The organism is Pokkaliibacter sp. MBI-7, assembly GCF_029846635.1.
Taxonomy (GTDB): Bacteria; Pseudomonadota; Gammaproteobacteria; order Pseudomonadales; family Balneatricaceae; genus Pokkaliibacter.
Window position 1 is genome coordinate 3,512,912 of sequence record NZ_JARVTG010000001.1, and the last position, 23,945, is coordinate 3,536,856.

The following is a 23,945-nucleotide window of genomic DNA, read 5'->3' on the forward strand; positions in this document are numbered from 1 at the left end:
TTAACAACTCAACGTTACAAACGTCATCTGGTTGTCATCTGGCTTTCATACACTTGCCGGTCTATTGCCATCCAAAGTAGAAGTGACAGATGACTGATGACGCGTTACCTGAGGAACTGGACAGGCTGCTGAAAGGCTGCCTGCTCTATCCTCACTTCCAGCCTCTGGTTGATCTGGAAAGAGGCGAAATCTATGGCTATGAGGCGCTGATCCGTGGACCATCGGACAGTCCGCTGGCTTTTCCTGACCGTCTGTTCGCCACTGCACGTGCCTGTGGGCGGCTGCAGGAGCTGGAGCTGTGCTGCCGCTACCTGTCGATTCAGCGCTTTGCTGAGCTGCAGCTCGATGCTCGCCTGTTTCTGAACGTCAGTGCCGATCTGCTGCTGAACCCGGATTATCCCAGTGGCACGACGCTGGCACTGGTCAACAAACTCGGGCTGGCGCCGGAGTCCATCGTAATCGAGCTGTCTGAACAGCAACCCTTCCACGACTACGCGCTGACCCGTCAGGTGGTCAATCATTACCGCCGAATGGGTTTCAAGGTGGCACTGGATGATATCGGCAGCGGCTATTCCGGTCTGCGTCTGTGGCTGGAGATGACCCCGGATTATGTCAAGCTCGACAAGCATTTCATCCATCAGCTGGAGCGCAATCCGCTCAAGCGTGAATTCGTCAAGGCCATCGTCAGTATCGCCGAGGGAGTCGGTTCCAAACTGATTGCCGAGGGCATCGAAACCCTGGATGAGCTGCGTACCATCCAGCAGATGGGGATCGCCGTAGGGCAGGGCTTCCTGTTTGGCCGTCCGCAACAGGTGCCGGAGCTGCAGCTGGCGATCGAACATATTCGTTATGACGGCCAGCAGCGTCAGGCTGTGATGCGCAGTGGTGAGCGGGCCGGTGGCGTACGCCGGGCAATACAGCCGGTGTTGCCGGATGTGCTGCTGGGCAGTGTGGCCCAGCTGTTTCAGGACGCTCCCGAGCTGACCGCTCTGCCAGTGGTAGAAAGAGGGATGCCGGTGGGCATCGTCAAGCGGGCGGCACTGCTGGAGACCTTCTCCACGCAGTATGGCCGTGCCCTGTACGAGAATAAGCCGGTGCGCCGTTTTATGGACCGTCAGCCACTGATTGTGGATGCCACCCTGCCGCTGGAGCAGGTCAGTCAGGCGCTGACGGAGGCCGAACAGGTCGATATTGGTGACAGTTTCATCATTACCGAGGATGGTTACTATGCAGGACTGGGAAGTGTCCGTGATGTGTTGAGAAAGATGACGGAGCTACAGGTTCAGCATGCCCGTTATGCCAACCCCCTGACACAATTGCCAGGCAACGTGGTGCTGAACCAGGAGGTGGACGGGCTTCTCAGGACAGGGGCCGACTTTCGTGTGGCCTACTGTGATCTCAACAACTTCAAACCCTTCAACGACTACTACGGCTTTGCCCGGGGGGATCAGGTCATCCAGTTCGTTGGTGAGCTGATGGTGCGCCACTGTGCCGGTCGCAGCAATCTGGTCGGCCACATCGGCGGCGACGACTTCATTATTATCTTCAGGGAGAATGACTGGCGGCGGCGACTGCAGAAGGCGCTGGATGAATTCCAGACCAGCATTGGCCATTTCTATGACACCCAGGATATCGCTGCAGGCGGTATCCCCGGCCGGGGACGGGATGGCAGCCACAGTTTCTTCGGTTTGCTTGGCATCGCCATCGCGGTGATTCACCCCGATCCCATGGTCTGCGCCAACTACCATGATGTGGCCGAGCTGGCGGCCGAGGCCAAACATGAGGCCAAGGCACTGCAGCAGAGCTGTATCCATGAGTCCCGCATTCACCTGCCCCCGCATTATCAACTTCGTGCCTGAGGGGCTATACTGCCTGCTTTCCTGAGAGCCTGTTCACGATGCGCAATGCGCTGGCCGCAAGGTAAAAGAAGCCTTGTCTGGCCCTGTCGGCGATGGTCGTGAGGACGCTCTGAAAAGCAGACGGCTGCCACTCCGGACCTGTCGTATCTGCGTAACACTGAGGACGCACTATGTCAGGGACTGCTCTGATTCCCAGCTTTTCCGGCGAGCATGATGATGCCGTCACCCTTCTCAAGGACGAACTCTCGTTCAAAGGTTTCTTCAGACTCCGTACGCTGACACTGCGCCATCGCTGCTTCAATGGTGAGTCCATCACCATCACCCGTGAGCTGTTTGACCGTGGCCGTGCTGTCTGCGTGCTGCTTTATGATCCTGTACGCGACACGGTGGTGCTGATTGAGCAGTTTCGCACCGGCGCCTTCATGGGTATCAAGGCCGAGGCCTGGCAGTACGAACTGGTGGCGGGCATGGTGGAGGAGGGCGAGTCCGACCGAGAAGTGGCGCGCCGCGAAGCGGTAGAAGAAGCCGGTGCCGACATCCAGGGCGTGATGCATATGCTGGATTATTTTGTCAGTCCCGGTGGCACCAATGAGCAGGTCGGCCTTTATTGTGCATGGGTGGATAGCCGCGGTATGGGCGGTATCCATGGCTTGCCTGAAGAGGGTGAGGATATTCGTGTGGTGACAGTGCCGCTGGCCGATGCCATCGCCGCTACCCGCAATGGCCGCATCAATAATGCGGCCACCCTGCTGGGTTTGCAGTGGTTGCAGCTGCATCGTGATGACGTATTGACACAGTGGCAGCTGCAGGGACTGCCCATCGCTTAACAGGGATACGTGACTGGTTAAAAAACAGTCAAAAAGACGTCTGCCGGACTATGCCCCTGCGCTGATTTATTGCAGACTGCTGCTGATGTGGAGATTGCCACGAGTAGCAGGCACATATTAACAGGCTGTTGAAAAACGTTATCGAGGTCGCCGAGACAAGGAAATACCCCGAGGGCACAAGAAACAGGCGAAAAAGCGGAGTTTAGTGAGCTAAATGAGCATTTTGAGCCTGTTTTTGACGCGGTATTCGGCAACGCAGATAGATTTTCAACGACCTGTTAAGACAGGCGCCGCGTGACACGTTGAACGCTATTGAGATTTACGATGGACGAGCCCAATAAGCGGGGCTTGTCAGGTTGAAGGTCAGGTTGAGTTATGAAGGTAAAACGCAAATACGTTCCAGATCTGGCGCGGATGATGGCTGAAGGTGAAGCCAACTACCGGCGCCTGCTGAAACTGTTACCCGCACTGGATGCCGGTACGTCCTGCCGTTATGGCTTGCGTTTGCCCGATGGCCAGCTGGGGCAACTGTCACTGCGCGTGGTGGAGAACTTTGCCTACACCACGGCTCTTGAAGTGGAACAGAGTCTGGGAGAGTCGCCCTGGCTGAAGACTCCCCTGCTGCATGTTCGTCTGTATCACGATGCCCGCATTGCCGAGGTAATCGCTCCGCGTAACCGCATGCTGGAAGGGGTTTACCTGTATCCCAATCCCGCCATGCGTGCCCCTGATGAGAAGGCCCAGCTCAATACCTTTCTGGCCGAATGGCTGAATCACTGCATTGATTACGGCCTGAGTCAGGAGCCGGTGGAAGTGGTCCGCCTGTAAGGGCGTGGTCACGATCTGCTGCGCAGCGGCAATACGGCGTGGCAAAGACCTGCGGTACCCATCTGCCCGCCACTTCCCAGCCCGTTATGCCCTGTGTGGTGCTGGCTCGCGATAGCGTAAATGCGTTCTGAGTATGAGCGCCCAGCCTGGCGCTTCCTGCTGAAGCTGATTTTCCTTCTGCTGCTACGGTGATTCATGTCCAGCTTTACTGTTCTGCATCTGACCGATCTGCACCTGACCCGTCATCCTGACGATATGCATCATGGCTTTAACGCCTGGCAGCGCTGGCAGCAGATGATCGAACACTGCCTGCTTTCTCCTGCGGCGGATCAGCCCCGTCCCGACCTGCTGGTGCTGGGGGGTGATCTGGCGCAACATCCCGAAGCGATCACCTATCAGGCGCTGCGCCAGTGTCTTGATCAGCTGGATCTGCCCTGGGTCTGCGTGCCCGGTAATCATGATGATGTCAGCCTGATGCGCCAGCTGTGGGGCGACAGTGCCGGTTTGCCCTGTGCCGATCAGTGGCAGGCCGGGCGCTGGCAGCTACTGCTGTGCGACAGCACGGCGGACGGTGATGGCCGCGGCAGTGGCTCGCTGTCTGCAGCTGCACTGGCGCGTCTGCAGTACCAGCTGCAGCATCCACAGGCCGAGCATCAGCTCGTGGTGCTTCATCACCACCTGCTGCCGGTGAATAGCCCGTGGCAGGATGAGGTGATGACAGGTAATGCCGCCGAGGTGCTGGCGTTGCTGGATCAGGCGCCACAACTGCGCGGTGTGCTCTGCGGCCATGTGCATCAGGCCCATCACTGGCGGCGTGGCCACTGGCAGATGTGGTCAACACCGGCAGTCGCCGCACAGTTTGCCGCCGGGCAGCAAGGCTTCCTGCTGGAGCCGCACCCTGCTTTGCAGGCGCCGGCCGGGCGCTGGCTTCAGCTGGATGACGATGGTAGCATGCGCACTTCTACTGTATATGCAATCAGGGGTTCGACATGAACGCGACACCGCCCTTCATCTACCTGCATGGCTTCAACAGTTCTTCCCAGGCGGCCAAGGCCGCGGAACTGCGTGCTTTTTTGCAGAGTCAGGGGTTGCCCGAACCGCAGGTGCCGCAGCTCAGCCACTGGCCAGCGGAGGCTATCCGCAGTGCCTGTGACCTGATTGAAGCCTCGCCGCAGGCACCAGTGCTGGTGGGCAGTTCGCTGGGTGGTTTCTATGCCACCTGGCTGGCGGCACACTACGGCCTCAAGGCGGTGCTGATCAACCCGGCGGTGCGGGTATGGCGACTGATGGAAGATCGTCTGGGCGTCGACATCGACAACCCCTATACCGGTGAGCGTTACCAGCTCACGCCAGACCATGTCACGCAGCTGCGCGACCTCTATGTGGCGTCGCTGCCACAGCCTCAGCAGTTTCTGGTGCTGTTGCAAACCGGGGATGAAACCCTGGATTACCGTGAAGCGGCTGAGTATTACCAGCAGTGCCAGCTGCGTATCGAACAGGGCGGCAATCACCGCTTTGAAGGTTTCCTCAATCATTGTCCGGCACTGCTGGCCTTTGCCCGCAGCTAAGCTGATAACCCTCTCTGTGAAAGAATGACTGCCATGAGCAAGCAAGAATATAACGCCCAGGCCATTGAGGTGCTCAGCGGCCTGGATCCGGTGCGTAAACGCCCGGGTATGTATACCGAAACGGATCGCCCCAACCATCTGGCTCAGGAAGTCATCGATAACTCGGTGGATGAAGCGCTGGCCGGACATGCCGATCGCATCGAAGTCATGGTCTATGCCGACGGCTCTCTCAGTGTGACCGATAATGGTCGTGGGATGCCGGTGGATATTCACCCTGAGCACGGCGTCAGCGGGGTGGAGCTGATCCTCACCCGCCTGCATGCCGGGGGCAAGTTCTCGCAGGGCAATTACCAGTTCTCCGGCGGTCTGCATGGCGTCGGGGTATCAGTGGTCAATGCGCTTTCCAAGCATCTGGAAGTGGAAATCAAACGCGGTGGCAAGGTCTACCGCATGAGTTTTGCCGACGGTAACAAGCTGGCAGAGCTGGAAGAAGTAGGCACCTGCGGGGTCAAAAATACCGGCACCAAGGTGCGCTTCCTGCCTGATCCCGGCTACTTTGACTCCCCCAAATACAGTGTCAGCCGCCTGCGCCATTTGCTGCGTGCCAAGGCGGTACTGTGCTCCGGCCTGACCATTGTTCTGATTGACCAGAGCAAGGGCGCTGATCAGGAAGAGCGCACCGAGTGGTGTTATCAGGACGGCCTGACCGACTACCTCAGTCAGGCCGCCAGCGATTTCGTTACTCTGCCGGATGTTCCCTTTGTAGGTAACTTTGCCGGTGAGCAGGAAGCTGCCGAGTGGGCGGTGCACTGGCTGCCCGAAGGCGGTGATCTGCTGACCGAATCCTATGTCAACCTGATCCCCACTATTCAGGGCGGCACCCACGTTAATGGTTTTCGCACCGGTCTGCTGGAGGCCATGCGCGAGTTCTGTGAGTTCCGCAATCTGCTGCCACGCGGTATGAAGCTCGCGCCTGAGGATATCTGGAACCAGTGCAGCTATGTGCTGTCGGTGAAGATGCATGACCCGCAGTTTGCCGGCCAGACCAAGGAGCGGCTGTCATCCCGCCAGTGCGCACCATTCGTCTCCGGGGTGGTCAAGGATGCCTTCAGCCTGTGGCTGAACAAGCATATCGAGCAGGCAGAAAGACTGGCCGAGCTGTGCATCAACCACGCTCAAAGCCGCATGAAAGCAGCCAAGAAGGTGGTGCGCAAGAAGGTCACGCAAGGCCCGGCACTGCCCGGCAAGCTGGCTGACTGCAGTGGGGGTGATGCACTGGCGTCAGAACTGTTTCTGGTCGAAGGGGACTCTGCCGGTGGCTCGGCCAAGCAGGCGCGTGACCGCGAGTATCAGGCTGTCATGCCGTTGCGCGGCAAGATCCTCAATACCTGGGAAGTGGACTCCGGCGAAATTCTCGCCTCGCAGGAGGTACATGACATCGCCGTGGCCATCGGCGTTGACCCCAGCTCCACGGATTTATCCGGCCTGCGCTATGGCAAGGTCTGTATTCTTGCCGATGCCGATTCGGACGGGTTGCACATCGCTACGCTGTTGTGCGCCCTCTTTGTTCGCCACTTCCCGGCGCTGGTGAAAGCGGGGCACGTTTTTGTCGCCATGCCACCGCTGTATCGCATCGATATCGGCAAGGAAGTCAGCTACGCCCTGGATGAAGCAGAGCGTGACGGCATTCTGGACCGTATCAAGGCCGAGAATAAGCGTGGACAGGTGCAGGTGACACGCTTCAAGGGTCTGGGCGAGATGAATCCGCTGCAGCTGCGTGAAACCACCATGGCCCGCGATACCCGCCGTCTGGTGCAGCTGTATCTGGACGAAGGCGACGATACCCATGAAATGATGGACATGTTGCTGGCCAAAAAGCGCTCCTCCGACCGCAAGAGCTGGCTGGAAACCAAGGGCAATCTGGCTGACGTTGGCTGACCTGATAGTTGATATCAACACAGTAAAAACAAGAAACCCGGCCTAGGCCGGGTTTCTTGTTCATAGCAGCGGAGTATTTACCGCTGTCTGTCGATCTGACTCAGGACTTCTCCCAGATTTTCTGGTCGATCTTGTCAGCCAGTTCGGGGAACCTGGCCGGATCAAACACCGGTGTGCCAGTGCGATTCTGGCTGAAGTAGTCCTTGGTCAGCCTGATCACCAGCCCTGACAGCAGGGTGATGGCGATCAGGTTGATGGTCGCCATCAGCCCCATGGCCGCGTCGGCGGCATCAAACACGGTGGAGATGCTCTCATAGGCACCCCAGACCACCATCAGCAGGCCCAGGCAGCGCAGAATGGTCAGGCCGACGCGGTTATCCAGCTTGAGATACACCATGGCGTTTTCGGCGTAGCTGTAGTTACCGATGATGGAGGTGAAGGCAAAGAAGAAGATGGCAATGGCAACGAAGTACTTGCCCGCATCGCCCAGATGCACGCTCATGGCGGCCTGGGTCAGAGGCATGCCAGTCAGCTCGGAGCCGGGCACCATCACCCCTGACAACAGAATCATGACGGCTGTGGCAGTACAGATCAGCAGGGTATCAATAAAGACCCCCAGTGCCTGCACCATGCCCTGCGAAGAAGGGTGATGGGGGCTGGGCGTGGCCACCGCCGCGATATTCGGCGCCGAGCCCATTCCTGCTTCGTTGGAGAACAGACCGCGCTTGATGCCGTTCATCATCGCCCCGGCGACGCCACCCACGGCGGATTCCACACCGAATGCGCTTTTGACGATCAGGGCCAGTACCGCAGGAATTTCGCCCAGATGGGTGGCAATCACATAGACGGCGGTCAGCAGGTAGGCGATGGCCATAAAGGGCACGATCAGCTCAGCGCAGCGGGCGATGGATTTGATCCCACCAAAGATGACCACACCGGCCAGCACGGCCAGGCCGATACCCACTTCCACCTTGGGCAGGCCAAAGGCGCCGTTCATGGCTTCAGCGATGGAGTTGGCCTGTACGGCACTGAATACCAGACCGAAGGCGATGATCAGGCAGACACAGAAGATGCTGCCAGCCCAGGGCGCATTCAGGCCCTTGGCGATATAGAACGCCGGGCCTCCACGGTAGTCACCGTGCTCATCGCGCACCTTGAACAGTTGCGCCAGCGTACTTTCGGCGTACGCCGTGGCCATACCGAGCAGCGCCACGACCCACATCCAGAAGATGGCACCGGGGCCACCCAGTGCCAGCGCGACAGCCACACCAGCCAGATTGCCGGTGCCCACACGGGAGGCCAGACTGGTACACAGTGCCTGCACGGGAGTGATGCCGCTCTGATCATTCTCGGGTTTACGGGTGACCGAGCGGATAAATTCAGGAAAGTGACGAATCTGCAGGAAGCCTAGTCGCAGGGTGAAGTAGGCACCGACTGCCAGCAGACCATAGATCAGGATGTAGCCCCAGAAAACGGTATTGAGAAAGCTGATAATTGCGTCCATACGCTGTACCCCTTGTAGCGCGATCAATCGTGCCGATCGCGATAACAGTGCTGGTGATGGTCCGGCTGCCAGTGGATAAACCGTGCCAGACCTTAATAGTTGTGGTGGGCGTTCTTCACTTCACCAGATATGTCCGCAGCGGTGTCATATCGAATGACCGCCATAGCTGCCCAAAGCGACTTCCTTGCTGCTTTCTCTATGGTCTCTGCTGCTCCTGTTTGCCCCATTTGAGTGCAAATTGGGCATAAAGTGAAAGGCGCGCATTGTGCGCATTCTTATCTACGGGAGCAACCCTGAAGTTGGATTGATATAAGGATATAGCGCTGTGCTCACTGGCTGGAGACACGCCTGATGGCACCGTTCGGCATTGCAGTTTTCTGATGGGCTCATACACTGCTGGTGGTCGGGATGAATGGGCAGGGCAGGGAGATGCTACACCTTACACCGCGTTTACTGCAGTTGGGCCGGATATCGGCGCTGTGGGAGCTGGGGTTGCTGGAGATGGCCAGCAGACGAATGACTCAGCAGCCCTGCGGCGAGCTGACCTTTCCCCTTCACAACTGCCCTCAGGCCAGTGGACAAAGCAGCGCAGAGCGCCTGTTATCACTGGCAGAGCTGCTGGCGGCGCCGCTGCAGCAGGTGCTGCGTGAAGGCGAGGCGCCGGTGCTGCTGTGCTTACCTTCCCATGCTTTTCACCCCCATGCCTCAGCACGTGAGCGCCAACAGGCCTATCTGCGCTATCTGGGTATGGGCTGGCTGAGCTATCAGCCACTGGTATGGGTTTATCCATTTGGGCGGATGGCCTGGTGGGCAGCCTGGCCACAGCTATGCACACTGCTTGCTCAGCACGAACGGGTGCTGCTGGTCGCGCTCGACAGCCCCGCCCCGACGGCGTCTGAATTGCGTCAGTCTCCCGCCAGCCTGTACTGCGAAGGTGCTGTGATCCTGGAGGTGCGGCGCTCCAGCCACGGCCTGCAACCCTGCTGGCACAGCCTGAATGCTCTGGGGTATCTGCCTTCCAGCCAGCAGTGCGGGAGTGCCATTGCCGACTTGCACCACAGTGCTGCTGCAGTGATTCGTCAGCATGGCGGCGCGCCGCTTGAGCTGCTGTTCCCTGCCAGACAACCGCTGGCCCAGCCGGAAGTGCTGCGTCAGGCCTGGGGAGTGGGCTATCACCAGCTGTTGCCCTTGCTGAATGAACACAGCCGCTATACCGACCTGCTCAGTCAGTTGGGGGAATGTGGCACGCTGGCGCCGCTGGCGGTGCTGCTATACCTCCACAGCCAATGGCAGCACGGAGTGGCGGGCGCTGCGCCGCGGTTGGCGGTGCAGCTGGATACCACACAGCGGCCGGAGTCGGAGCGTTTACGCTGGTGCGGGGCGGCGGTGTGGCGCTGGAATGAAGGTGGTTGAGTAACAGTTTATTGGTTGAAAATTACATGATGAAAAGTAAGATCACCTTCCTATTACAAAAGGACGGTATCGACAAGGATTTCATCATGGGTAAACCCGCAGCCACCGTAGGCCACTTTCATACCTGCCCCAAGTATGATGGGCGAACGCCTCATGTTGGTGGGCCGGTCGTCAACGGCTCTCCCAATGTCTTTATCAATGGCATGCCTGCCGCGCGGGTGGGCGATACCCTCATCTGTTGCGGCCCACCCGATACCATCAAGGAAGGTTCCGCCACCGTGTTTATTAACGGCATGCCGGCGGCCCGCATGGGCGATGGCACCGCCCATGGCGGGGTGATTATCGGTGGTTGCGGCAACGTACTGATTGGTGACAGCTCCTATTCAGGTAAAGCAGGCCCCAATCCCTCCCTCAGTGAAAGCCAGGCCATGACGCTGCGCAAACCGGCCCCGTTCTGTGAAGAGTGCGAAAAGTGCAAGGACGGCCAGTGTGCTATTGGATGACCTCGACCGGCCTTACTATCGCCATACCCCCTATCAAAGCCTGCACGACTGGCTCACAGCCCTGCCGGCGGAGCAGTCGCTGTATGCCGTGCTGAGTGGCACCAGTGAGGCTAACCCTATTGCGCTCTATGAACGGGAGGATGGCGAGCAGTATCTGCACCCGCTCTATACGCAGGAGGCGTACCACAACTGGCGACAGGTGATGCCCTATCTGGTGCCGCTGTCGCGAACCAGCCCTTTTCTCGACTGGGTGGCCAGCACGCCGGTGCAGGACTGGGGCTGGCTGTGCAGCTCGCCGTTGCCGAGCCGCGAGCTGATCCCCCATCTGGCCGGGCTGACGCAGGCACTGACGGAAGAGGGGAAAGCGGTGTTCTTCCGCTACTGGGATGGCCACTTCTTCCGCCTGATCCTGCGCCTGCTGCAGCACGACGGCCACTTTCTGCTGCCGCCGGTGGCGCAGTACTGGATCAACGGCACGGTCTTTACCTACCAGCCCGACCGCTACCGCCGCCCCCGGCCCTCGCCGTGGTGGACGATACCGGCACCGGTGATGCGGGGGCTGGAGCAGGAGGATCCGGGGCCGGTGTTAATGAACGTCATGCAATACCTGCACGAGCAGCAGGGCTGGCTGTATGGCGCCTTTCCGCTGCCGGTGCTGGCCGCCAAGGTCGCCCATTACTATGACCAGCGGGCCCCGGCGGAGGATGCCGACTGGCTGCAGCACCTGTGCGAATGGCTGGTGGATGAAAGCACCTGCTGAGCGGTGGCCAGCCACGCACGACCGCAAGATGTGCCATAACAAGGACGTAAACCATGAGTATTTTTGGAACCAGTACGGGCTCAGGCTCTGACCACACCCTGCTGTATCGCCAGCAACAGGCGGCCCAACAGCCCACCACCCTGGACGAGTTGTTCACTCGGACCATGGACTACTTCAACCACAGCCTTGACCAGTACAAGGAAGACTACAACAGCTGGTTCTATGGCATCTTCCTGCGGATGGATCAGGTCATTACCCACCTTGACCGCAGCGTCAGTGTCGCCGCCGCCGACAAAGGGCGGGTCAGTGGGGTGGTGAACTGCCCGCTGAACGGCATCCTGATCGTTTATCACACGTTTCAGTCAGTGAATTTTGTCCCCATCCCCCACTCGCCCTATACCCTGGAGCAGGGCTGGACCGACTCGCGCCACCGCTTCCACCCTGAAAGTGGCGGCATCACCCGCAAAGGCACCACCGACAGCAACGGCAAGCTGGAAGAACACAACCTCAAGCCGGGCAACTACCGCCTCACCTTCTACCCCAGCGTCACCGAAGGCGATCTTAAAGCCCTGCTGGCCTCCTACGAGGAATTACAGCGGGCCCTGAGCCAGTGGCTCACCCGGCAATGGAACGGCAGCCTGAAGGCGGAATGGCAGGTGTACCTCAGCATGAGCGAGGCCCAGCGTCAGGCCTACAGCGATGGGGCGGTACTGCATGGCATGGTCAGCGCCCTGAAAGGCGTGTGGGACGACATCCACTTCGTCTACGACCTGATTGCCGACCCGGACAAGTACTACCAGAAACTGAAATCGACGGTGATCGAATACACCCAAGACGACTTCAAAAAGGTGGCTGAGAACGCCGAAAAAGCCAAAAACTGCCTGATCTTTGTGCAGGACGAAGCCTTTCTGTTTCTCTGTGCCCGCGCCTTCTCCGCCTGGTTTGATCTGATCCCGCCGCATCAAAAGCAAAAAGCCGTCGGTGAGCTGCTCGGCAACATCCTCATGGACGTTATCATCGGTGTGGTCCTGAGCGCCGTGGGGGGCGTGGTGCTGCGCTACGCCATCAAATCAGCCAAAGTGGCGGCCAAAGGCGTACAGAGCGAAGTCACCCTGCTGATGCACGGCGCCAAAGAACTGATCGACACCGCGAAAAAGTACGCCCTGCCGCATCTGCAGAAGTCAGAAAAGATCATCCTAAGCAAAGACATGAACCTCAACTCCACCAGCAAAGGCACCCTGAAGCTGGATGAGGGACGCATTACCGCCAACGATGCCACCGAAGCACAGAACGACTTCAAACAGACCACCAAAGTGGTGGAACAGGAGCCGCCGAACAAAGCCAATCAAAGCGGCAAAAACGACAACGACCAGCCGGCTGAAAGCGTCAGTTGCACCCAGACCAACGGCTGCCCCGTCTCCATGGTCACCGGCGAAGAACTGCTGACCCTCGAAGACGCCACCCTGGATGGCCCCTTGCCCTTTACCTGGCAGCGGTTGTACCGCACCAGCGCAGTGGAACGGCAGAACGGCCTCGGCCATGGCTGGAGCCACAGCCTCGACCATCAGCTGACCGTCACCGCCGAAGCCATCCACTGGCGTGATCACGAAGGGCGCACCACCACCTTCCCGCACCCCAGCCAGCAGCGCCCGGCGATCCATAACCCACTGGCCAAAGCGGCCCTCTATCTGGGCGATGAACCCAGCGCCGAGCAGCGCCAGCGTGGCGTGGTGGCCGAACTGATCCTCACCCAGCCGGGCTTACCCTACTACCACTTCCGCGTGGTCAGCACCGACGCGGGCAGGGCAGAAGGCTACCTGCATGCCCTCACCGACGCCTACCACAACCGCCTGACGGTGCGCTACGACCGGCACGGCCGCCTCAGCGCCCTCGAAGGCCAGCAACAACAAGCCCTGCGCTTTTACTACCTCGACCAGCCGGTGGGCGAGCGCCACTGGTGGAACGCCCTCGATACCCCCGACACCGTGCCCCTGCTGGCCCGCGTCGAACTGCAGCGGATGGCCGTCAACGCCGACGACAGCGGCTACGAGACCCGCCGCTTCCCGCTGATGCGCTACCACTACAACGACCAGTGCCAGCTCATCGCCGCCGAGAACGCCCTTGGCGAACAGGAAACCTACCGCTACGACGACCAGCACGTCATCCAGGAGCGCCGCCTCGCCGGCGGCGCCTGCTTTACCTGGCAATGGGAACGGCAGGGCAAGGCCGCCCGCGCCATCGCCCACGGCGGCAACGTCCCCGGCATGGACAACCGCTACGAGTGGAACGATGCCCGCGGAGAAGTGACCGTCCATTTCAGCGACGGCAGCCAGCAGGTCTATCAGCATGACCGCCACGCCAAACTGATCCGCCAGACCGACCCGGACGGCGCCACCGTCAGCAAAGACTACAACGACAACGGCGACCTGATCCGCGAAGTGGACGCCCTCGGCGCAGAAACCCACTACCACTACGACCTGAACGGCCAGCTGGACACCATCGCCTACCCCGATGGCAGCCTCACCCACTACGACTACTGGCGTGGCCAGCTGCGCAGCGTCCGCCGCGGCGAACAGACCTGGCGCTACCTGCGCAACGAACAGGGCGACCTCACCGAAAAAACCGACCCGGCCGGGCGCACCACCCGCTACCACTACACCGAACAGGGCCAGCTCAGCCGCATCGACCTGCCCGATGGCGGTCGCCATCGGTTCAGCTGGAACCGCTTTGGCCAGCTGGTGGACGAGACCTTACCCGACGGCGGCCAGCGCACCTACCGCTACGATGCCCGTGGCCGCCAGGTGCTGCGGCAGGACGAACGCGGCGCCATCACCCGCTACGCCTACGACAAACTCAACCGCCTGACGCGCCTGACCCTGCCCGGCGGCGCCTGCCGCCAGTACGAATACACCGCCTATGGCCAAGTCCGCCGCTACACGGACGAACAGGGCCGCACCACCGACTACGACTACGCCCCGCCGCTGCACCTCGTCACCGCCCAGCGCAACCCCGACGGCAGCACCCTGCGCTTTCGCTACGACGACCGTCGCCTGCAGCTGACCGACATCGAAAACGAAAACGGCGACCACTACCGCCTGCGCTACCACCCCAGCGGGCTGGTCAAAGAAGAAACCGACTTCGGCGGGCGCACCACCCGGTATGAATACGACCTCAATGGCCGCCTGACCGAAAAAACCGACATCGCGGCCTCGCCACACAACACCGAAGCCGCCACCCTCACCACCCGCTTCAAACGCGACGTGATGGGCCGCCTGACCGAAAAAATCCTGCCCGATGGCCAGCGCATCCACTACCACTACGACCCGCACGGCCAGCTGCTGCAGGTCGATGACGGCCACTGGCCGCTGTACTTCGACTACGACGCGCAGGGCCGCCTGATCGCCGAACACCAGCAACGCCACACCCTGCGCTACGGCTACGACGACCTCGGCCGCCTCAGCACCTTCAAACTGCCCGACGGCCACCGCCTGCACTACCACTACGGCCCCCACAGCCAGCTCAGCGGCATCGACCTCAACGGAAAACCCCTGACCCGCCATACCCACCAATACGGTCAGGAAGTCAGCCGCTGGCAGGGCGCCCTCACCAGCACCTGGCAGTACGACGAACAAGGCCGCCTGACCGAACAGCAACGCCACCGCACCGGCCAGCGCGGGCCTGTCCACCAGCGGCGCTACCAGTACAACGCCGTGGGCAACCTCACCACCCTCGACGACAGCGACAAAGGCACCCTGCATTACGACTACGACCCCCTCGACCGGCTCAAAACCGTGCGCGGCGCCCTCGAAGAACAGTTCCACCACGACCCGGCGGGCAACCTGCTCAACCAGCGCGACCCCACCGACCCCGACGCCAGCCCCTACGGCCACAGCGCCCCCGGCAACCGGCTCACCGTCCAGGGCGACCGCCGCTTCGAATACGACGGCTTTGGCAACCTCATCACCGAATACCGCGGCGCCGGGCACCGCCTCGTCACCCGCTACCAGTACGACAGCCAGCACCGGCTGAGCCAGGTCACCCTGCCCAACCTCAGCACCGTGCGCTACCGTTACGACGCCTTTGGCCGGCGCATCAGCAAAGACATTGGCGGCTACCTCACCACCTTCGTCTGGCAGGCCAACCGGCTGATCGCCGAAACCGACGACTTCAGCCACTACCGCAGCTACCTCTACGAACCGGGCACCTACCGCCCGCTGGCCCAGCTCGAAGGGGAGGGCAACCTCGCCCAGGTGTACTACTACCACCTCGACCACCTCGGCACCCCGCAGGAAATGACGGCGGCCAACGGCGAACGGGTGTGGTCGGTGCAATACAAAGCCTACGGCCACGTCAAACGCACCCTGATCGAAAAAGTCGATACCAACCTGCGCTTTCAGGGGCAGTACTACGACGGCGAAACGGGGCTACACTACAACCGCCACCGCTACTACCACCCCGGCAGCGGCCACTACCTGACGCCCGACCCGATCAAACTGGCGGGCGGGCTGAACCACTACCAGTACGTGCCGAACCCGGTGAACTGGGTGGACCCGCTGGGGTTGGAGAATTGCCCGCCCAACGGAGAAAACACCCAGCCGGGGCTGGAGCGGAATGATGAGGGGCCGAAGGTACCGGAGGCAGGATTACGCCCAGAAGACTTTGGTCTTGAAACGATTTCAAACAATCCTAGAGCGCATCAGCTTTGGGAGCAGGCAATGAAGGAGTCTGTGAATAGGAAGGCATATAAAGAATATTTAGAGACTCTTGAAAAGGGTAAGACACCTACTGGTCAGCAGGCAGAAGCTGCCTTTAATACTGTTAGAAGAAAGTTTAAAGATTTATGCGAGGGAGAAGGAATCATAGATCCATATGATGAAGTTCATCATTGGAACTACAATAAAGGGCAATATCCTTTACAAGTTGTAGATCCTAGGAATCTTGTGATTATAAGGAAGTCCGATGGGTTATCTTCAAGAGAAATTCATACGGATATTCACCGAGCTACAACATCTAACCCATCAGATATTTGGACCGGACCGATTGATGAGAATCATAAGCTGGAAATAGATGATTCTTATTACCCGATGGCACCAAAGGATTAAGTATGAATTATATTGACTTATTTGCGAATCTTAATTATGACCCACGTATTGTTGGTATTGTCTCTGGTGCTTTAAGACACCCTGAATCTTATGTGATGCAAAATGTTGAACCACCTATAATTCTTCCTGCTGTACTGCCAATGTGGTGTGAAAGTATAAATACAACAGGGATTTTGCGTCACTGGTTTTCGAGTAATCGATCTGAGACATATATAGTACAGAAGCCAGAATTTAAATATGCGGTTGACGAAATTGCAGTTACGGTTGATCAACTGGTTGCTCTAGAGAGTTATATTTCCATAGCTAATAAAGATGGTAAGGTGAGCGAGTCTGTTAAAAAATTTTCTTCTCCCTTTTCGACAGTGAAAATAATTGAACTGGTCGAATTATTTGAAAAATATGATTTAGATGAGGGTAAATTGTCAGAGCTTCATTATTTTAAAGGTAATATGCCACATTGTTTTTGTGAAGGAGATTATAGTGGCAATTTCCCAGTCTATAGCAATAGTATAAGTTCGATTACTCTTCGAAATAGTTGCACTATCGAGTACAGAATGGATGAGTTGCAAGAAATTTCTAAATTGGAATATGCTCCTGAATGGTTTAAGGTTAATAATCAAGAACCTCTCTTTTATAAACTACTTTTAAGTAACGATCTTGCTGGAGCATGGATGTGTCTCAACTCAAATGGCTGGCTGTTTAAAGATGCGAAAAAGGCAATTAAAAGACTGGCAGATCAAGCCAACGACAGGGATTTTCATATTTTAACTGAGTCATGGACAAGTTTGCCGTTAGAAATTAATGGAGGCTATTAGATATTTTATATATTTTATTTTCCGAGATGAATGGAAGTTAATTCGTTTGAATAAGCTCACAATACCTAACATCGCAGCCATTCAAGACTTCAATACCGAAGTCCGTCGGTTACGCAATGCAGAGCAATACCGCCATCTGCATTGCTCCGGCAGCAGTGATCTGTATAGCAGCAAACTGGCGGCGAAAAATATCCGGGCGACGCTGAAATATACCTTTCCGGCGGTAAAGTTTTCCGTGCGTATGGACGGCTTTATTGCGGTGAATGTCAGCTGGGACAACGGACCGGGGTTGGATGACGTGGCAGGGTGTCTTGAGCCTTTCAGAATGCGCGCCGAGCACGGTAATAAACCCAATCCGTGGCACAGCGTATTTGGCTGGGTGAAGACGATTGCGCTGTGTCGAGGGGAGTGATTGGCCTGATGCGGCTATGCCAGAGGGGATAGGAATAAGTGCGACCACCTTCTGCACTGATTCCTTTCTCTTCCGTTACGGCTGATTTAACAGCACCGATAACGAACGTGATTCCCGCTTAAGCTGATCGGCAATCGCCATTAACAGATTCAAGGCGTTATCGCCGGTAATGGTGTGCTCATCAATGCCGAGCTGAATGCCTTTGGCGGCGGTTTCCAGCGCATCAATATAACGACGTAACTGATCAATAGGGTGGGAGGCAATAACCATGCTGATATGTGAAGACATAAAGATCACCTGCTGAATGTTGTCAGCATCACCCCTGACGCCAATCAGAGGGTGATGAACCGGGCAGGGTTGGCGTGCCGATCAGCAGAGTCGGTGCATCCGAAGATGCCCCTGCCCGGCCCACCATAACGGCGTAAAACGCGCATGGTGAAACGAGCACAAGAACAAAGTCTTCTACTTCTGCTGAAAAACAGGACGCCAATCCTGATGCTGGAGGAGCCAGCACGGCGGGAAGGATAGTCCGGTTGCCATCAAAGTCAACCGCCTGACCCTGCCCGGCGGGGCCAGTCGCCGGTATGACTACACCGCCTATGGCAAACACCACCGACTACGACTACGCCCAGCGCAACCCCGACGGCAGCACCCTGCGCTTTCGCTACGACGACCGACGCCTGCAGCTGACCGACATCGAAAACGAAAACGGCGACCATTACCGCCTGCGCTACCACCCCAGCGGCCTGATCAAAGAAGAAACCGACTTCGGCGGGCGCACTACCCGCTACGACTACGACCTCAATGGCCGCCTGACCGAAAAAACCGACATCGCGGCCTCGCCACACAACACCGACGCCGCCCCCGTTACCCTCACCACCCGCTTCACACGCGACGTGATGGGCCGCCTGACCGAAAAAATCCTGCCCGATGGCCAGCGCATCCGCTACCACTACGACCCCAACGGCCAGCTGCTACAGGTCGATGACGGCCACTGGCCGCTGTACTTCGACTACGACGCGCAGGGCCGCCTGATCGCCGAACACCAGCAACGCCACACCCTGCGCTACGGCTACGACGACCTCGGCCGCCTCAGCACCTTCAAACTGCCCGACGGCCACCGCCTGCACTACCACTACGGCCCCCACAGCCAGCTCAGCGGCATCGACCTCAACGGAAAACCCCTGACCCGCCATACCCACCAATACGGTCAGGAAGTCAGCCGCTGGCAGGGCGCCCTCACCAGCACCTGGCAGTACGACGAACAAGGCCGCCTGACCGAACAGCAACGCCACCGCACCGGCCAGCGCGGGCCTGTCCACCAGCGTCGCTACCAGTACAACGCCGTGGGCAACCTCATCACCCTCGACGACAGCGACAAAGGCACCCTGCATTACGACTACGACCCCCTCGACCGGCTCAAAACCGTGCGCGGCGCCCTCGAAGAACAGTTCCACCACGACCCGGCGGGCAACCTGCTCAACCAGCGCGACCCCACCGACCCCGACGCCAGCCCCTACGGCCACAGCGCCCCCGGCAACCGCCTCACCGTGCAGGGCGACCGCCGCTTCGAATACGACGGCTTTGGCAACCTCATCACCGAATACCGCGGCGCCGGGCACCGCCTCGTCACCCGTTACCAGTACGACAGCCAGCACCGGCTGAGCCAGGTCACCCTGCCCAACCTCAGCACCGTGCGCTACCGCTACGACGCCTTTGGCCGGCGCATCAGCAAAGACATTGGCGGCTACCTCACCACCTTCGTCTGGCAGGCCAACCGGCTGATCGCCGAAACCGACGACTTCAGCCACTACCGCAGCTACCTCTACGAACCGGGCACCTACCGTCCGCTGGCCCAGCTCGAAGGGGAAGGCAACCTCGCGCAGGTGTACTACTACCACCTCGACCACCTCGGCACCCCGCAGGAAATGACGGCGGCCAACGGCGAACGGGTGTGGTCGGTGCAATACAAGGCCTACGGCCACGTCAAACGCACCCTGATCGAAAAGGTCGATACCAACCTGCGGTTTCAGGGGCAGTACTACGACGGCGAAACGGGGCTACACTACAACCGCCACCGCTACTACCACCCCGGCAGCGGCCACTACCTGACCCCGGACCCGATCAAACTGGCCGGTGGGCTGAACCACTACCAGTACGTGCCGAACCCGGTGAACTGGGTCGATCCGCTGGGGTTGACGAGTGTGCCGGGGGAGTGTCCGAAGTCAGTACCAGGTGGATCATGGAAGTTTAATCCTGAAGTTGATCTGGACTGGCGGAATATTCCTGGTAATGAGCATCAGCAAATGCACTTAGCACTTGAGGAGGCATTCAAAAGGACGGGTGCAGATCCAAGTGAGTTCACGGTTACGCAATGGGGGGTAGATAAGTATGGAAAGTCATTCCCAACAGAGTGGAAAGTTTTAAGCGGAAAAAATAAAGGTGCAGAAGTTAATATAGATGACCCTACAATTGTGTATAGCTCGGATGGACCAGCGAATCCCCATATAGGCTATCAAACTCCGGGAAAACGTGGGGTAGGTGGTGCGGTCAGAGGTCATATCTTGTTACGGCTAACTGCAGTTACCAGACGAAGGTTGGAGGATAGTAAGAATGGAATACGTTAAAGAAGAAGTGGAAAATGCTTTTAGGTTAATTGGAGCAGAAGCAATCCCTTTATCTGATGATCAGATAAGGGATTATCTAGATTTTCATAATAAAAATTTGATGAGCTACAAGATTGAGAAAATATATTCCCCGAATTTTTGGCAAGAATTATCTAATCTTCCGGTCGTTGGTAAAAGTTCCCTCATCGCTTGTGATGTGAGATTTCATGGTTGGTTATTTGACAGTGCTACAGATATTAAGAGGGTAATTTCTGAGTGTGTAGGATTCCCGTTTTATGTGGTTCAGCCAGAAATGAAGTATTCTATGTATTTTGATGATCATGATTGTGTTGAAATTCATTATGATGACGATCTTTTTAAAGATATTATTTTGTCTTATCGCTAGTTTTTATTAATTTTCAAGAAGTGAAAGTAATTGAAAGTATGAAAAATATTACTATCGAAGATATTGAAAAATCAGAATTTTATATGGGTGTCATTCTTTCGGAGGATGTTAAAGAAATCGTTTTTCTTCACAGTGGAGGTTATGCTGAAAAGAATTCTTTTATTGCTAATGGAAATTTGTATTTTATTAATTAATTTCTTGCATTTCTGTATAGGGATGACACTGTCGATGAAATATATAAGGATTTTTTTTAGAGAATTGTGAGATGCCTAATTACCTGGTTCCTTTTGCGTCAGATGCTGGAGGGGATTGTTTTTGTATCGACATTCGAGAAGATAAATTTGGGCAAGTTGTACTTTTTGACTTTGAATATTTTGATGACCTATCAAAGGCCATTGTTTTTTTATCTAGTTCGTTTTCGGATTTCATTTTAAATCTTAAAAAAGAGTGTCAGGATATTTAATCTAGAACAGTTATCTATAAGGATGTAAGTGTTTGAACTCACTATACCTATCAACCCTTTCGCTGATACAAGACTTTAATACTGAAGTCCGCCGGTTACGCAATGCAGAGCAATACCGCCATCTGCATTGCTCTGGTAGCAGCGATCTGTATAGCAGCAAACTGGCGGCTAAAAATATTCGGGCGACGCTGAAACATACCTTTCCGGCGGTGAAATTCTCCGTGCGTATGGACGGCTTTATTGCTGTAAACGTCAGCTGGGACAACGGGCCGGGGTTGGATGACGTGGAAGGGTGCATTGAGCCTTTCAGAATGCCCGCCGAACACGGTAATAAACCCAATCCGTGGCACAGCGTATTTGGCTGGGTGAAGACGATTGCGCTGTGTCGAGGGGAGTGATTGGCCTGATGCGGCTATGCCAGAGGGGATAGGAATAAGTGCGACCGCCTTCTGCACAGATTCCTTTCTCTTCTGCTACGACTGATTTAACAGTACCGATAACGAACGTGATTCCCGCTTAAGCTGATCGGCAATCGCCATTAACAGATTCAAGGCGTTATCGCCGGTAATGGTGTGCTCATCAATGCCGAGCTGAATGCCTTTGGCGGCGGTTTCCAGCGCATCAATATAACGACGTAACTGATCAATAGGGTGGGGGCTATTAAGCACACTGATAGCAGAATGTGACTGAGCAGCCATGGTGGCCTCCTACGTGTTTTAGATTGCCGCTTCCAGTAAGTAGCTGGAAGCCGGGTGTCAACTAGAGCACACGTAGACGCTCCGGGCCTATTCCCCTTGCGGGTATTGTATTACGCCTCTCCACCCGACCGTGGTACGCATCAGACGTGACAACGCCTTCTGCTGGTGCATACCGCAAAATCTGTCGGGTGCGGAGAACCGCTACGTGTTATTTCTAGTGGCGGGGAGTGTAGGTTTAGCGAGTTATATGCGTCAACCAGAGTTTAGTCAGGTGGTCTAAGCACCACCACCTTCCCGCACCCCAGCCAGCAGCGCCCGGCGATCCATAACCCACTGGCCAAAGCGGCCCTCTATCTGGGCGACGAACCCAGCGCCGAGCAGCGCCAGCGTGGCGTGGTGGCCGAACTGATCCTCACCCAGCCGGGCTTACCCTACTACCACTTCCACGTGGTCAGCACCGACGCGGGCAGGGCAGAAGGCTACCTGCACGCCCTCACCGACGCCTACCACAACCGCCTGAGCGTCCGCTACGACCGGCACGGCCGCCTCAGCGCCCTCGAAGGCCAGCAACAACAAGCCCTGCGCTTTTACTACCTCGACCAGCCGGTGGGCGAACGCCACTGGTGGAACGCCCTCGATACCCCCGACACCGTGCCCCTGCTGGCCCGCGTCGAACTGCAGCGGATGGCCGTCAACGCCGACGACAGCGGCTACGAGACCCGCCGCTTCCCGCTGATGCGCTACCACTACAACGACCGGTGCCAGCTCATCGCCGCCGAAAACGCCCTCGGCGAACAGGAAACCTACCGCTACGACGACCAGCACGTCATCCAGGAGCGCCGCCTCGCCGGCGGCGCCTGCTTTACCTGGCAATGGGAACGGCAGGGTCTGTAAATTGAACTGTGTAACTGCGTTTATGGGATGATGCGGGAACACCGCGAGGAGCAGTTACATGGCACTAACGCCAGAGATGTTGGATGAGCTGACTCAGGAATGTAAGACCCCGGAGGATGTCAGCAAGCTGTACGCCCAGATGCTGCAACACATGATCAATCGCAGCCTGCAAGCCGAGATGGACGACCACCTTGGCTACGACCGCCACGACAAAGCCGAGCCCGGTGCCAAGCGGGGCAATACCCGTAACGGCAAGAGCCGTAAAACGGTGCAGAGTGATGTCGGCGACTTGCTCATAGAGACTCCCCGCGACCGAGAAGGCCGCTTCGAGCCACAGCTGCTCAAGAAGCGGCAAGTTCGGCTGGCGGGGATGGAAGACAAGATCCTGACACTGTACGCCAAGGGCATGACCACGCGTGATATCGAGAGTGCGCTGGTGGACTTATACGGTGTGACGATTTCGCACACACTCATCGCCCAGGTTACTGATGCGGTTCTGGAGGAAGCCAAAGCGTGGCAGACGCGACCGCTGGAAGCGATTTACCCCATCGTCTGGCTGGATGGTCTGGTGGTCAAGGTACAGCACAACAAGCAGGTGGTGAACAAGTCAGCGCACGTTGTGCTTGGCGTCAATCTGCGCGGCGAGAAAGAAGTGCTGGGTCTGTGGCTGGCCGAAAGCGAAGGGGCGAAGTTCTGGTTGTCGGTGCTGACGGAGTTGCGTCATCGTGGCGTGCAGGATATTTACATCGCCAGTATGGACGGCCTGAAGGGGTTGCCGGAAGCGGTCAACGCGGTGTTTCCGAAAACGTTGACCCAGCTGTGTATTGTGCATCTGGTGCGCGCCAGCTTGCGTTATGTCAACACCAAAGACAGCAAGGTCGTTGTGGGTGCCCTGAAGCGAATTTACACATCGGCGACAGCGGACGAAGCCGTGCGCGAACTGGATGACTTTGAGAGCGATTGGGGTGAGAAATATCGGGCGGTGGTGCGGTTGTGGCGCGGTCACTGGGACAACATCATACCGTTCTTCCAGTTCCTGCCGGAGATCCGGAAAGTGATCTACACGACCAACGCCATCGAATCCCTGAACATGAGCCTGCGGAAACTGACACGTAATCGGCGCATTTTTCCGAACGACGATTCGGCACTCAAGTCACTCTTTCTGGCTATCCGCGAAGCATCGAAGAACTGGAAGGCTATTCATCACTGGAAACCGGCACTACAGAGTTTTCAGGTGATGTTTGGGGAGGAGCGCGTGCCGCTGGCCGCACTCTGAAAGGGAGCAGTTACACAGTTCGTTTGACAGACCCGAACGGCAGGGCAAGGCCGCCCGCGCCATCGCCCACGGC

General features: G+C 57.5%; 22 protein-coding genes. 19 read left to right on the plus strand and 3 right to left on the minus strand.

The window, feature by feature from the left end:
* Positions 1-89 precede the first annotated feature (89 nt).
* From QCD60_RS15570 to parE, 6 genes are all read left to right on the plus strand, one after another.
* Positions 90-1,859 carry a GGDEF domain-containing protein gene (locus QCD60_RS15570; protein WP_279786830.1) on the plus strand — a complete coding sequence of 590 codons (1,770 nt, stop codon included), beginning with the start codon at positions 90-92 and terminating at the stop codon, positions 1,857-1,859.
* Between the two features lie 170 nt (positions 1,860-2,029).
* A complete protein-coding gene (locus QCD60_RS15575) occupies positions 2,030-2,686 on the plus strand; it encodes an NUDIX domain-containing protein (protein WP_279786832.1) in 657 nt (218 codons plus the stop codon).
* Between the two features lie 375 nt (positions 2,687-3,061).
* Positions 3,062-3,514 (plus strand): DUF1249 domain-containing protein, encoded by a 453-nt coding sequence (locus QCD60_RS15580; protein ID WP_104155637.1) that lies wholly within the window; start codon positions 3,062-3,064, stop codon positions 3,512-3,514.
* A 195-nt stretch (positions 3,515-3,709) separates the two neighbouring features.
* Positions 3,710-4,507: a metallophosphoesterase gene (locus tag QCD60_RS15585; RefSeq protein WP_279786834.1), complete on the plus strand. Its 798-nt coding sequence runs from the start codon at positions 3,710-3,712 to the stop codon at positions 4,505-4,507.
* Complete coding sequence (locus QCD60_RS15590; RefSeq protein WP_279786836.1) at positions 4,504-5,082, plus strand: YqiA/YcfP family alpha/beta fold hydrolase; 579 nt, start codon at positions 4,504-4,506, stop codon at positions 5,080-5,082. The genes QCD60_RS15585 and QCD60_RS15590 overlap by 4 nt, the downstream gene beginning before the upstream one ends.
* Before the next feature lie 33 nt (positions 5,083-5,115).
* Positions 5,116-7,020, plus strand: a complete 1,905-nt coding sequence (gene parE / locus QCD60_RS15595; RefSeq protein ID WP_104155640.1) for a DNA topoisomerase IV subunit B — start codon at positions 5,116-5,118, stop codon at positions 7,018-7,020.
* Between the two features lie 100 nt (positions 7,021-7,120).
* Here parE and QCD60_RS15600 read toward each other — a convergent pair whose 3' ends face one another.
* Complete coding sequence (locus QCD60_RS15600) at positions 7,121-8,524, minus strand: sodium:alanine symporter family protein (protein WP_279786839.1); 1,404 nt, start codon at positions 8,522-8,524, stop codon at positions 7,121-7,123.
* Positions 8,525-8,953: 429 nt separating this feature from the next.
* Between QCD60_RS15600 and QCD60_RS15605 the strand changes: the two genes are divergently transcribed.
* Genes QCD60_RS15605 through QCD60_RS15630 form a run of 6 tightly spaced genes read left to right on the plus strand, consistent with a single transcriptional unit; the run spans position 8,954 to position 17,529 of the window.
* Positions 8,954-9,937, plus strand: coding sequence for a hypothetical protein (locus QCD60_RS15605; RefSeq protein ID WP_279786841.1), 984 nt, complete (start codon positions 8,954-8,956; stop codon positions 9,935-9,937).
* A 26-nt stretch (positions 9,938-9,963) separates the two neighbouring features.
* Positions 9,964-10,440, plus strand: coding sequence for a PAAR domain-containing protein (locus QCD60_RS15610; protein ID WP_279786843.1), 477 nt, complete (start codon positions 9,964-9,966; stop codon positions 10,438-10,440).
* Positions 10,427-11,200: a DUF4123 domain-containing protein gene (locus tag QCD60_RS15615; protein WP_279786844.1), complete on the plus strand. Its 774-nt coding sequence runs from the start codon at positions 10,427-10,429 to the stop codon at positions 11,198-11,200. The genes QCD60_RS15610 and QCD60_RS15615 overlap by 14 nt, the downstream gene beginning before the upstream one ends.
* A 53-nt stretch (positions 11,201-11,253) precedes the next feature.
* Positions 11,254-16,302 (plus strand): RHS repeat-associated core domain-containing protein, encoded by a 5,049-nt coding sequence (locus QCD60_RS15620; RefSeq protein ID WP_279786845.1) that lies wholly within the window; start codon positions 11,254-11,256, stop codon positions 16,300-16,302.
* A 2-nt stretch (positions 16,303-16,304) separates the two neighbouring features.
* Positions 16,305-17,117 carry a hypothetical protein gene (locus QCD60_RS15625; RefSeq protein WP_279786847.1) on the plus strand — a complete coding sequence of 271 codons (813 nt, stop codon included), beginning with the start codon at positions 16,305-16,307 and terminating at the stop codon, positions 17,115-17,117.
* 46 nt (positions 17,118-17,163) lie between these two features.
* A complete protein-coding gene (locus QCD60_RS15630; RefSeq protein WP_279786849.1) occupies positions 17,164-17,529 on the plus strand; it encodes an LPD29 domain-containing protein in 366 nt (121 codons plus the stop codon).
* Between the two features lie 75 nt (positions 17,530-17,604).
* On the opposite strand, the gene QCD60_RS15635 is transcribed toward QCD60_RS15630, so the two are convergent.
* The gene (locus tag QCD60_RS15635) at positions 17,605-17,817 is read right to left on the minus strand and encodes a hypothetical protein (protein WP_279786851.1); all 213 of its coding nucleotides are present in this window, start codon (positions 17,815-17,817) and stop codon (positions 17,605-17,607) included.
* A 311-nt stretch (positions 17,818-18,128) separates the two neighbouring features.
* On the opposite strand from QCD60_RS15635, the gene QCD60_RS15640 reads away from it, so the two are divergent.
* The 5 genes from QCD60_RS15640 (at position 18,129) to QCD60_RS15660 (ending at position 21,402) form a co-directional block, all read left to right on the plus strand.
* Positions 18,129-20,156 carry a polymorphic toxin type 47 domain-containing protein gene (locus tag QCD60_RS15640; RefSeq protein WP_279786853.1) on the plus strand — a complete coding sequence of 676 codons (2,028 nt, stop codon included), beginning with the start codon at positions 18,129-18,131 and terminating at the stop codon, positions 20,154-20,156.
* Positions 20,143-20,541 carry a hypothetical protein gene (locus QCD60_RS15645; protein WP_279786854.1) on the plus strand — a complete coding sequence of 133 codons (399 nt, stop codon included), beginning with the start codon at positions 20,143-20,145 and terminating at the stop codon, positions 20,539-20,541. The genes QCD60_RS15640 and QCD60_RS15645 overlap by 14 nt, the downstream gene beginning before the upstream one ends.
* Positions 20,542-20,579: 38 nt before the next feature.
* A complete protein-coding gene (locus QCD60_RS15650) occupies positions 20,580-20,735 on the plus strand; it encodes a hypothetical protein (RefSeq protein ID WP_279786856.1) in 156 nt (51 codons plus the stop codon).
* Positions 20,736-20,806: 71 nt separating this feature from the next.
* A complete protein-coding gene (locus QCD60_RS15655) occupies positions 20,807-21,004 on the plus strand; it encodes an SMI1/KNR4 family protein (protein ID WP_279786858.1) in 198 nt (65 codons plus the stop codon).
* A gap of 32 nt (positions 21,005-21,036) precedes the next feature.
* A complete protein-coding gene (locus QCD60_RS15660) occupies positions 21,037-21,402 on the plus strand; it encodes an LPD29 domain-containing protein (RefSeq protein ID WP_279786860.1) in 366 nt (121 codons plus the stop codon).
* 75 nt (positions 21,403-21,477) lie between these two features.
* On the opposite strand, the gene QCD60_RS15665 is transcribed toward QCD60_RS15660, so the two are convergent.
* Positions 21,478-21,702: a hypothetical protein gene (locus QCD60_RS15665; protein ID WP_279786862.1), complete on the minus strand. Its 225-nt coding sequence runs from the start codon at positions 21,700-21,702 to the stop codon at positions 21,478-21,480.
* A 396-nt stretch (positions 21,703-22,098) separates the two neighbouring features.
* Between QCD60_RS15665 and QCD60_RS15670 the strand changes: the two genes are divergently transcribed.
* Both QCD60_RS15670 and QCD60_RS15675 read left to right on the plus strand, forming a co-directional pair.
* Positions 22,099-22,596, plus strand: coding sequence for a YD repeat-containing protein (locus QCD60_RS15670; RefSeq protein WP_279786864.1), 498 nt, complete (start codon positions 22,099-22,101; stop codon positions 22,594-22,596).
* A gap of 58 nt (positions 22,597-22,654) precedes the next feature.
* Entirely contained in the window at positions 22,655-23,872 is a 1,218-nt protein-coding gene (locus QCD60_RS15675; RefSeq protein ID WP_279784912.1) for an IS256 family transposase, read from the plus strand.
* Positions 23,873-23,945: the final 73 nt, after the last annotated feature.